Annotated in this window: 7 protein-coding genes, 1 pseudogene and 1 riboswitch; all 8 genes and pseudogenes read left to right on the top strand. The window is 44.4% G+C overall.

Features of this window, described 5'->3' with window-relative positions; genetic code table 11:
* The first annotated feature begins 39 nt into the window (after positions 1-39).
* The 8 genes and pseudogenes from ACRBG0_RS07320 (at position 40) to ACRBG0_RS07285 (ending at position 11535) form a co-directional block, all read left to right on the top strand.
* On the top strand, positions 40-825 hold the full coding sequence (locus tag ACRBG0_RS07320) for a hypothetical protein (protein ID WP_431486253.1): 786 nt from the start codon (positions 40-42) through the stop codon (positions 823-825).
* Between the two features lie 51 nt (positions 826-876).
* Positions 877-1075: riboswitch (cobalamin riboswitch) on the top strand.
* A gap of 128 nt (positions 1076-1203) precedes the next feature.
* Positions 1204-3081, top strand: a complete 1878-nt coding sequence (locus tag ACRBG0_RS07315) for a TonB-dependent receptor plug domain-containing protein (RefSeq protein ID WP_431486252.1) — start codon at positions 1204-1206, stop codon at positions 3079-3081.
* Positions 3082-3216: 135 nt separating this feature from the next.
* A complete protein-coding gene (locus tag ACRBG0_RS07310; RefSeq protein ID WP_431486251.1) occupies positions 3217-4185 on the top strand; it encodes a DUF4465 domain-containing protein in 969 nt (322 codons plus the stop codon).
* A gap of 262 nt (positions 4186-4447) precedes the next feature.
* The gene (locus tag ACRBG0_RS07305; protein ID WP_431486250.1) at positions 4448-4783 is read left to right on the top strand and encodes a hypothetical protein; all 336 of its coding nucleotides are present in this window, start codon (positions 4448-4450) and stop codon (positions 4781-4783) included.
* 183 nt (positions 4784-4966) lie between these two features.
* Entirely contained in the window at positions 4967-6187 is a 1221-nt protein-coding gene (locus tag ACRBG0_RS07300; protein ID WP_431486249.1) for an exonuclease SbcCD subunit D C-terminal domain-containing protein, read from the top strand.
* Positions 6184-9663 (top strand): annotated as a pseudogene (locus ACRBG0_RS07295) (AAA family ATPase); the annotation flags it as partial. The gene ACRBG0_RS07300 and the pseudogene ACRBG0_RS07295, both read left to right, overlap by 4 nt.
* A 285-nt stretch (positions 9664-9948) precedes the next feature.
* Entirely contained in the window at positions 9949-10488 is a 540-nt protein-coding gene (locus ACRBG0_RS07290; RefSeq protein WP_431486248.1) for a hypothetical protein, read from the top strand.
* Between the two features lie 33 nt (positions 10489-10521).
* Positions 10522-11535, top strand: coding sequence for a PspA/IM30 family protein (locus ACRBG0_RS07285; RefSeq protein WP_431486247.1), 1014 nt, complete (start codon positions 10522-10524; stop codon positions 11533-11535).
* Positions 11536-11627: the final 92 nt, after the last annotated feature.

Genomic DNA, 11627 nt, shown 5'->3' with positions numbered 1-11627 from the left:
CATTACATCTGACACACCGCCCGCATCGCCATCAATCTTTTGTATTTACTAATACCAGTCGTCATCCTGGCGAACAATTTTAGCAGTGAAAAAATCATTACGGAGTGTGAGGAGATTCACCATTATAATACGGAACTAGAAGAAAAAATCATTGTTCTTGAAAAAGAATGTAATACTTCTATCTCTATACTTGATGAACAACGGGAGCGTATCAAACAAGAGGTGGCTGAACTTGAACGGCAACGCGACACTATACTGCTGGGAAATAGTGATCTGGCTGAAATAGCAGAAGGATATAAGAAACAGCGTGACGAGGCCATAAATCAGAGAGATTCGCTACAGCTGGTGGTGGATTCGCTACAACTGGCGCTGTATACTACCAAAGGCGAGCTACAGTCGGAGACGGATAGAGCCGACTTGTGTGAAGAACAGAAATCCAAGTTACAAGAACAGTACGATCTAAAAACAGAAGAAGCTAAACAATGTAAAACGGAAAAGGACGGGTTACAAGAACAGTATGATCTAAAAATAGAAGAAGCTAAACAATGTAAAACGGAAAAGGACGGGTTACAAGAACAGTACGACCGAAAAGTTACCGAAGCTGAACAATGCAAAATTGACTTGGCGGATTTGAGGAAAAGGTTAGATGATTGTGAAAACAATGCTTCTAATACTGACTATGAAGTCACTTTCTCACAGGTTTTGGACACCTCACCAACTTTCAATGAACCTGCTGAACATGCACTATTTCCTAGTTACAAATACGAAGTAATCGTTAATGGGAAAATTGTAACCTCTGTTTGTCCGGGCGAATGCGCCAACTAAGATATTTAATGGGTGTTTGGAGTTTGCTTTCAAACACCCAATATCTTTCCTATCTTTGCTTTGCTTTACGGTAGTTGATGTTGTCTTAGCATCAACTTTAAAAGGGAATCCGGTGAGAATCCGGAGCAGTCCCCGCTGCTGTAAGCTTCGTTGAATGTATTGTTTTTTGTGCCACTGTATATAAATTATAACGGGAAGGCAACAATACAGAGAAGTGAGCCAGAAGACCTGCCAGTAAATGCGTCATAATTCTTCAAATCTTTCGGAGGAAAAGAAGGAGGAAATGCTAACCTTTACTGGTGTGCCCTTGCTGTTGCCTGGGCAACTGCTCAGTGTGCATTTTCCTTGTATCCTATCTGAAAGGAAAATGTAATTAATTTGCTCCGTTTTGTAATCGTATTAGTGTTGTTTATTCCGTTTCTGCTTTCTGCGCAGGAAGAGGAAAGAGATAGTGTGCGTCACGCCGATCTTCCGTTGGTTACGGTGAAGTCGGAGAATACGACAGGGCCAGTTAGTGCACCAACGCCTTATATTCAAAAATATGTAGGCCAAAGTTTGGTGGATGCATTGGAAGAAAGCGGGATGTTGTTTGTCAAAACCTATGGACTCGGTAGTCTGGCTACGGCTTCTCTACGTGGAGGAGCAGCAGGGCAAACAGCCATCAGCTGGAATGGTGTCGCGCTGCAAAGTCCTATGCTAGGCCTGGTGGATCTTTCGCTTATTCCAACCATCCATATCGATCAAGCTCAGGTTGATGGGGGAGGGCAGAGTGCCGCAATAGGCAGCGGTGCCGTAGCTGGAAGCATTTCCTTTAAAACAGATCGACCAGACACTACTTTCCGGATGACTCACCATTTCACGACGGGCAGTTTTGGGCTGTTTCATAGTGCTCATCGACTTAGTGGTGGTACCGAGAAATTACGCTTTAAGCTAAGTGCGCAGTTTGACAAAGCCACCAACGACTTCCCATTTCGCTTACGCGACGACCTCCCCGAACAACGATTGAGTCACGCAGAGTTTCAGCAGCAAGCCTGGCAGCAATCGGTATTTTGGGATTTCCATCCTAAGCACAGACTCACAGCTCACGCATGGCAACAAACTACCAACCGAAACCTCCCCCCAACAACGGTAGAAAACCTAAGTTTGGCGACCCAGGAGGATCAATTCTGGCGACAGCAGCTGATTTGGCAAGCGAGAGGGCGCAAAGCTGTTTGGGAAAACCAACTGGCCTATAACAAGGAAGATATTTATTATCAAGACCCAATTGCCGGGATAGATGCGCCGAGTACTTTTAATCAACTGACTTGGCAAAGCAAACGCTACCAGACTATCGGTAATTTGGACTTGGAAAGCGGCCTCCAATATATTCGCGCAAGTGCCGAAGCTAAGGAATATCGCCAAATACGATTGCAAGAACAAAAAGGGCTGTACCAACGACTGACCTATCATTTTACGCCCACCTTTAAGCATACACTCCTGGCGCGGATTCATCAGATAGATGACCATGCCCCGCTTTGGGCATTGCGTGTGGAGATGAGCAAAGAGTTTTTGTACTCCTGGCGCGTGAGTGGTGCCGTTAGTCGCGATTTTCGGGTACCTACCCTTAATGACCTTTACTGGATTCCCGGTGGCAACCCTGACCTAAAGACGGAGCTATCCTGGGCCCAGGAACTAGAAATCAATAAATACGATGATGAGGGCAGGTACTTTTTTGGGGCTACCGTCTACAATCGCATGGTAGATAACTGGATACAATGGGCACAACAGGACGGCAATGTTTTCTGGTCTGCCGGCAATGTAACCCGCGTTTGGAGCCGTGGACTTGAGTTTACCGGAATACTTTCATTCCCGACAGGCAGAGGCAGGTTAGATGTTGATGCCAGGTACAATTACACCAAATCTACTTACGAAGAAGCTGTTGTTAATCCAGCGATTGAGAAAGGAACGCAGCTATGGTATACCCCCATTCATTTGGCCAACCTACAGCTGAGTTGGGAAGTCGGCCATTTCCTTTTCCGGTATACCCATCGCTACGTAAGTGAAACAGAAGGTGTGAATGCAGACTTGGCGGCTTATCAATTAGGCGATTTTCATCTCATTTGGCAAAAGCTTGAAAAAGAGACCGGCTTTCGCTGCTTTCTGGAAGTCAACAACCTTTGGAATACTTCGTATCGGGTCATAGAAAGAAGAGCTATGCCAGGGCGACATCTCCGCATCGGTATTCAGACAGATTTTTTATTAAAAAACAATGAATAAGAGACTCTTGATGAAATTCTTTGGCAGAAATGTCGACGGGGTTTCAGCCCGACAGAAAGAATAACATCTTATCGCTCGGGTTATTTCGAACAAGAAAACTCTACTTTTTTAAAGCATAACAACAAAACCATTTTTATGAAAAACAATCTACTATTTACGCTACTACTTTTTGCCGGCATATTGTCTGCTCAAACGACCACTGACTTTGAAGATATGGGCCTAACCCCGGGAGAGTTCAACAACCAAGCTCCTGATGGCACTTTTACAAGCGGAAGTGTAAGCTTGGGTAATTTCTACGATGAAACTTATGATTATTGGGGAGGCTGGGCCATCTCTGCTACAACAGATACGATGACCACCGGTTTTATGAATCAATATTCTTCCGCAGCAGGAGAAGGAGCAAATGGCAGCACTACTTATGCTGTTACTTATGCATTTTTCCCGGAGCGGATAGCGCTAACTGGAGATGCAATAGGTGCGCCTGTAAATAGCATTTATGTCAATAACAGCACCTTTGCCCATCTCAATATGCTCAATGGTGGAGCTCCTGGCAAAAGATTCGGTGGAGAAACGGGCGATGACCCAGACTTTTTTCTCCTCACCATCCAAGGGGAGCTTGGGGGCGAAATCAAAGACGAAGTCATTGAATTTTACCTTGCTGACTATCGCTTTGCAGACAACAGTGAAGATTATATCGTAACCGACTGGACTCAAATAGATTTAACTCCTCTGGGGAATGTAGATCAACTGATCTTAGGATTGACTTCTTCTGACAATAGCGAGATGTTTGGTATGAATACCCCTGCTTACGTTTGTGTAGATGATATTACAACCAGTGATATGCCTTTGAATGTAAGAGACCAACAACTCGATTGGAATATAGCACTGTATCCCAACCCTGCACAGGATTATCTACAACTAGAATGGCCAGTAGCTACAGCTGGCACTGCAAACATTTTTAACACAAATGGCCAATTGGTGAAATCCGTTCATTTGTCTACTGGCGTAAACAACATTGATATCGAATCACTTCCTAGTGGTCAGTATTCGCTACGGTTTACAGATGGTGAACAGTGGAATGTACAGCGGTTTACGAAGTTGTAGTTTTATCTAGTGGATCTGTAGTGCTACAGGTGCTAGAATCAGAACAGCAGTTCTCGCTTTGCAGAATAATTGAAACGGAGACACGGAGGTTTTTTTTCGGAAATGTCCAATAAAAAACCTCCGTATCTCCGCGTCTCCGCGGCTAGAAAAAATCAAAGTGAGGACTACTGTCGTCAGAGACTTTATGTATTTTAATTGTCAAATCTTATTTAGACTAAATCAAAATAACGAATCGTTTACTATATTTGCATTCTAATTACAGATGATGAATAATCTTAGTAAACAACTTGCCACCATTTGCCTAGACGATCTTAGCTCACAGGAGCAGTCAGATCCTTTAGCAATAGGAATGGGCTTGCTAAAGGCCGAACTCCATGAGCATATATCTAGTGCGAGGCCAATCGCCTTACAGCAAGCAGAAAACAAGTGGTTATCTGCACTTTGGGTCACCTCACCATCGGATAGTGTAACGGGGGAACTTGTTTACGTTGCCAAAGAATGCTCCACTGAAAAGATGGCACTTATCACGGCAAACTATTATCGTTTACACTGCTTGATCAACAAGTCGAATACTGACTTCTATACCTCTCAACCGTAATTCTTAGGTCATGGCTATTAAAAAAAGCAACCAGGAGGGTACGTTTCCCTCAGAAGTACGATTCCCTTGCCCTATTGCTACCATACAGGGTAAGAAGCTCAAAAAGAAATGTTGTAAAAAACACAAAAAAGGAAAGCGTTGTGGCCGCTGTCCTAATGGATAATCTTTTCCTATCTTGGCAGGATGAAAATTCTGCATACCTCTGATTGGCATCTTGGGCAGCGACTCCTGCAAATGGACCGTCACGAAGAGTTTCGGATGGCCCTCGATTGGCTGCATTCTGTCATTGAGAAAGAGAAGATTGAGGTGCTCTTGGTAGCTGGTGATATTTTTGACATTGGCAACCCTCCCAACCAGGCAAGGCAGCTTTACTACCGCTTTCTTCGCCGTTTACTCAATTCTACTTGTCGGCATATTGTGATTACCGGGGGCAATCATGACTCTCCAGCCATGCTCAATGCGCCGCGTGAGTTATTGGAGAGCTTCAATATCCACGTCGTTGGTGCTGCTACTGATAATATTGAAGAAGAACTTCTGGTATTAAAAAACGACAAAGGAGAGGAGGAATTGATTGTAGCAGCAGTTCCTTTTTTGAGAGATCGTGATTTGCGCATCACCAAAGTAGGAGAGGAGCAACAAAGCCGCCAAGCTCGACTTCAAGAAGGCCTCCAGCAGCATTATCAAAGCCTGGCAGAATTGGCCCAGCCCTACGCCGACCAAGGATTACCCATCATCGCAATGGGCCATCTCTACGCGAAAGGGTCCGTGGCTTCTGACAAACAAGACAATATCTACGTTGGTAACCGCGAAAACATGGAAGCAGGGCAGTTTCCCACCGTTTTTGACTACGTCGCACTTGGACATATTCATCGGGCACAAAAAGTAGAGGATGTGGATCACGTTCGTTATTCGGGTTCTCTTGTTCCTTTGAGCTTTAGCGAAACCAAAGACGACAAGCAGGTGTTTATCCTCCACTTTTCCGGGAAAGCATTGACACAGATTGAAGCAAAATCCGTGGAGAATTTCCGTCGTTTAAAAACTATTCAAGGAGATTTAGAAGATGTTCAGCAAAAGCTGGATCGATTTGCTGCAAAATTAGATCGGCCCTTGCCTTCGTGGGTAGAGGTGATTATCGATACCGAAGATTATGTTCCTCAACTCGATCAAATTCTACGAGACTATTGCCAAGAGATGCCGCTGGAGTTGGTGAAAATCAGAATCAACCGGCCTTACCGTGAGTTGGCGCATACCCTCGCAGAAGTCCCCGACTTAGAGGACCTGGACGTAGAAGAAGTCTTTCGACAAAAATGCCTTAGCCAAGGCGAGCTCCCCGAAGAAAAGCTGGAAGAATTGGTAACAACCTTTCGTGAATTACAAAACTGGATGGCGGAACAAGAAGCATGAGGATACTACGAATACACATCAAAAACCTGAATTCCCTCCGGCTGCAAACGACCATCGATTTTGAGCAGCCGCCGTTGGCACATGCCGATATTTTTGCCATTACGGGAAATACGGGAGCAGGGAAGACGACGATCCTGGATGCTATTACATTGGCCCTTTACGGTAAAGTAGCCCGCGACAAGGATGCCCACAAGGAAGTACTCAGCTACGGTACCACCGAATGCCTCGCAGAGGTAGAGTTTGTCGCTGACGACGAACGGTACCTCGCTAGATGGGGCATGCACAGGGCTCGCAACAAGGTAGACGGCAACCTGCTGGCACCAGAAAGAGAGTTGGCAAAATGGTCAGCAGAAAAACAAAACTTCCTCCCCATTGCCGAAAAGATCAGGGAAATTGATGAGGCAATAAAGGAAATCACAAAACTTGATTTTGAGCGCTTTACCCGCTCTGTTCTGCTTTCTCAAGGAGATTTTGCGGCATTCCTGAAGGCCAGTGATAAAGAGCAGAGTGACTTGCTGGAGCGAATCACTGGCACAGCCATTTATTCCCAAATTTCAACGGCTGCTTTTGAGCGTTATCGCCTCGAAGAACAACAGCTAAAAAACCTGCAAGAGCAGCAGGCACAGCTGGGTTTATTGGAAGGAGAAGCCATCACGGATGAAATGCTCGCAACTGCAAGAAAGCAGGTAGAAGAACAAACCAAAGGCTTAGAGAAAATCCAGGCTGTTGTACAGCAGTTTGAGCGATGGAAAGAAGCTTCTGAAAAAATTCAAACCATCAAAGCAGAGCAAGCGCAGCTTCAGCAAGAAGAAGATGCGTTTGCTCCAGAAGCACAACGTTTAGCAAAATCCTTGAAGCTACAACCGCAGCGAGAAGCGTTTCAGGAACTAGCGTTCCGGCAGGAAAAGAACGAAGGTTTAAACAAACAGGTAATTACGTTACAGCAGAAAGAAGAAGCACAAACAAGCCACCTTAAAGCATTAGCAGCCCAAGTAAAAGCAGCCAGGCAGCAGTATAGCTTGCTAAAATCATCGGCAAAAGAGAAAGAAGTCATTTTCCGACAGGCAGAAATTCTGGAAGAACAGATCAAGGGGCTCCATCGACAGATCAGCGCCTCGAAATCTGCATTAGAGAGTGGCATTCAGGAAGAAGAGACCCTCAAAACTACACTAAAAACCTGCGTTGAAAAACAACTTACTCTTGGTCAGGAAAAGGAAAAAATACAGGCGTGGTTAGAAAAACATGCAAAATACAACGCCCTTCCTTCCCAGTTACCGCTCATTGAACGCGAAAGGGAAAGCTTACGGGAAATCTACGTTGAGTTGGATAAATACCAAACACAGCAACTGCAGCTACTTGGCCAACAAAAAGAGCAAGTAACGCTGACGGAAGAACTAGAGAAAGCCTACGTATCGCTAGAGAAAAGGCAACTACAGGAGCAACGGGCTTTTGATGAATTACTTCCTCAAAACTTTAGTCCCGAAGAACAAGACAGCACTCAGCGGTTTAACAATGCGATCATTGAACTGCAAGAAAAGAAACAGTTGCTCTTACAACTAAAAACGCTGGATGAAGCTTATCAGGGCTTGTTGACAGAACAAGAACAGTACGAAGAGCGACTTTCCGGGTTGATTGCCAGACAGCAGTCTAACAACAAACTCCTCTTGAACCTGGTGGAAGAACGAGAGCAGGTTGAGGAAGCGCTGGACTATCGTAGGAATATTTACCAGCAGCAGCAATTGATTGCGAATTATGAAAAAGACCGGGAGACCCTAAAAGCAGGAGATCCTTGCCCATTGTGTTTGTCAACCGATCATCCTTTTCACGAGCATCCGGTAAAACCGTTTGTAGACCAGGCAAAGGATGACCTGATCAAGATAGAAAACCAATACCAGCAACTTAAAGAAAAGGAACGAAAGGTCTTACAAGAGGAAACAGAGCTCAGCCAAGAGATAGATTTGCTTCATGGCGACGATTTAAAACCGCTCAATGGTCGCATCAATGAACAACGTAACAAGCTCTTAAAGTACGAAGAACAGATAGCAGGCTTGGTGCATCCTGATCAAAAGGAAGTTTTCACAGCTCGGGGGCAAGCACTTTCCTCACAAATCGAAACAATCGAACAGCAACTTAGCCAGTGGAGGAAGGTACAGGTGGCTTTAGATGATTTAGGAAAAAAACTAAGAAAAACAACAGAAGAACTTCAGGTTACAGAACGTAACTATCTGAACAACAAAGCTAAACTTGAAACAATTGAAGTACAGTTACAGCGGGCAGAAAACGATTTAAAGCAAGAGCAAGAGAAGTTCACGAACGCTCAGCAAGAGCTTCAAGCCTATCTTACACCACTGGGCTTCACCTTTGATCTTGCAACTGCAAGGGATACTTTTGATCAATTGACCACATTGGCCAAAGATTACGGAAACCATACGGAACGAAGCCAACAGTTGGTGAATGAACTATCTGTAACCTTATCCCAAAAAGAAGCAGCACAAACAGCGTTGGACAAACACCTGAAGGCTTTGGCGAATAGTAAAGAAGCCTTGTCTGTTTTGGAAAACCAAAGCACAACACTACAGGGAGAGAGAGCCCAATTACTGGATGGGCAAAGTGTAGAGGAGGCTCGCAAAGAATTGGAAGAAAACCTGAGTAGCACCGAAAATAGCTGGGAAAAACTGCAACAGCAAACACAAGAACAAAAGGAAATTAATGTTGCCACCCGACAGTCCATCAAGGATACTCAAATCCAAATCAGTGAAGGGCAATTAGCGATCAAACAGTTAAGTGACCAACTGCTACTAGCCAGTAAAAAATTAGGTTATGCAGATATAGCGACTGCTCAAAAAGACTTGCTACTAGCAAAGGAGGAACAAGCTTTACAAAACCGCCAGCAAGTACTTCAGCAAAGAATAGCAGAAAGCAGTAGAGTACTGAAAGAAGCCACCAAGGAAGAACAGAAATTCCGGCCGAAAGAAGAGGAGCTAAATAATCAGGAGGAAAACCGCCTACAGCTAAATTCAGCCAAAGCGCAACAGGAGCAAGCATTGGTGGCTTTGGGACAAATGGAACAACAACACCGCCAGCAACTAGCCCGAGAAGCCCAGTTCAAAGAACTCTTGGAACGAATTGAAATCCAAAGGCAGAATTTCAACCGTTGGGCACAGCTCAATGAGGTGATAGGACAGAAGGACGGCAAGAAGTTTCGCAGTTTCGCACAAGGACTCACCCTTCAGCGTCTAGTCGTTTTAGCCAATCAACATTTGGAGCGACTCAATGGCCGTTACCTCATCAGTAAGAAACCACAGGCCGAATTAGAACTGGAGATCATTGATACTTTCCAAGCCGACAACCACCGTAGTATGTTCACCCTCAGCGGGGGAGAATCGTTCCTCATAAGTCTTGCTCTAGCTTTAGGCTTATCGGACCTGGCAGGGCGACACGCACAAATTCAGTCCTTGTTTATTGACGAAGGTTTTNNGCCTAGACTTGGCGATTAGCACTTTAGAGAATTTACAATCAAGTGGAAAAACGATTGGAATCATCTCTCACGTAAAAGCTTTGAAGGAACGGATAGGGGTTCAAATTCAATTACAGAAACAGAGTAATGGGTTTAGTCACTTGGAAATAAGAGGCTAGATACTAATACCTGTCGAAAAACAACCTTTACTGGTCTAATTTTAGCATCTTTTTGCCTTGGTTTAGGTTTCTTCGATAGTAACAATTATTATTGTGAAGTTGTATTTGTATAAAACATAGTTTAGATGAAAGACTTTTTTGGTGCCCACCACGGCCTTGATGAACGCAGCATGGAATCACTGGTAGGTGCTTTGGAGCGGGAGAACCTCCCAGGCTTTGATTATTTGGAATTCAAGCAATCCCTGGAACGCTTGCAAGCCTTGGATATAGAGGAAGAGGTAGCTTTTAAATCTGCTTTTGCAACAGCTTCTACCATGGGGCTAACAAAGGAGAAACTACTAAAAACTGCTGCTCATTATAAGAACGTACTGGACAAAGAGAAAGTAAGCTTCGATGCAGCACTAAAGAAGCAAATCAAAGCCAAAATTGACGGCAAACGGAAAGAAGTAGAAACCCTACGGAAACGTTTAACGGAATACGAAGCAAAGATTCAAGAGTTGCAAAAACTCAAAGCTGCTGCTGAAAAGACCATCTCGGAAGCTGATGCAACTATAGAATCAGCACAAGAAAGTATCAACGATGTTCATCAGCGTTTTGAAGCAACACTAAAAGCGTTGCACAACCAGATTGATCAAGACGTCACTGACATTGATCGTTTCCTTTAATTCAAACTACCCACTAGCTTAAAATCAACGAATATGTCTACGGAAATGCCTAACATGGGTAAAGAAAAATCTTTCTGGAAACGACCAGAAGGAATTACCGGGTTGTTTTTTCTTGCCGCACTGGTAGCCGGTGCAGGTTATCTACTGACCACAGTAAACTGGGCGGCCATTTTTGCCAATACCCTTTACTTGGCAGGTACCCTAGCTGTTGTAGGTGTTGTAGCCTACATGGTCCTTGACCCTAAAATGAGAGGATTAATTGGTTACGCTTACAAAAGCTTTATGCGCGGACTTACAGGAATCTTTGTCAATATTGATCCTATCGGGATTTTGAAATCCTATATTGAAGATCTGGAAAGCAACCTTGGAAAGATGCGCACCCAAATAGGGAAGCTTCGCGGCCAGATGCGCCACATGCTGGGCCTTATTGAAGGCAACGAAGCCGAAATCAATAAGCAAATGAAACTGGCCAGTGCCGCTAAAGCGAAAAACATGGACCAGCAAATGGTACTTGCTTCTCGTAAAGCAGCTCGCCTGAAAGAAAGTAACGCAAAATACCAGGCGCTTCATTCACGGATGGAAGTAATGTCTCGCATTTTAAATAAGATGCATGATAACTCTGAGATACTGCTCGAAGACACTAAAGATCAGGTCAAACTGAAGGAGCAGGAGCGTAAAGCTATTCGTGCTTCCCATTCAGCCATGCAATCAGCGATGAGCGTTATTTCTGGTGATCCAGATAAGCGTGCAATGTTTGATATGGCTATGGAAGCTGTAGCAGAAGACGTAGCCAGCAAAGTAGGAGAGATGGAACGCTTCATGGAAATGTCGGCCAACTTTATGGATTCTGTTGACTTGCAGAATGGTGTCTTCGAAGAAGACGGCCTCCGGATGCTTGAGCAATGGGAACAGCAAAGTACCCTGATGTTGTTAGGAGAAGGACAGCGTACGAATACGCTTGACCTTGGCTCTGCTCCAACGCGTACTGCCGAAGGACAAGAACGGACCAATGGCGCTTCAGAAGGCTACGATAATTTATTCAAATAGTCTTATTGTCGTGATATTTGAGTGTAAGTGACTTATATCAGCAAACTGAATCCATCAAAATCACGGTACTGGGTACAAAGTATCAGGTACTT

Source organism: Lewinella sp., assembly GCF_050633125.1.
In the GTDB taxonomy this organism is placed as follows: Bacteria; Bacteroidota; Bacteroidia; order Chitinophagales; family Saprospiraceae; genus Lewinella.
This window is presented reverse-complemented; position numbering and strand designations above follow the sequence as displayed.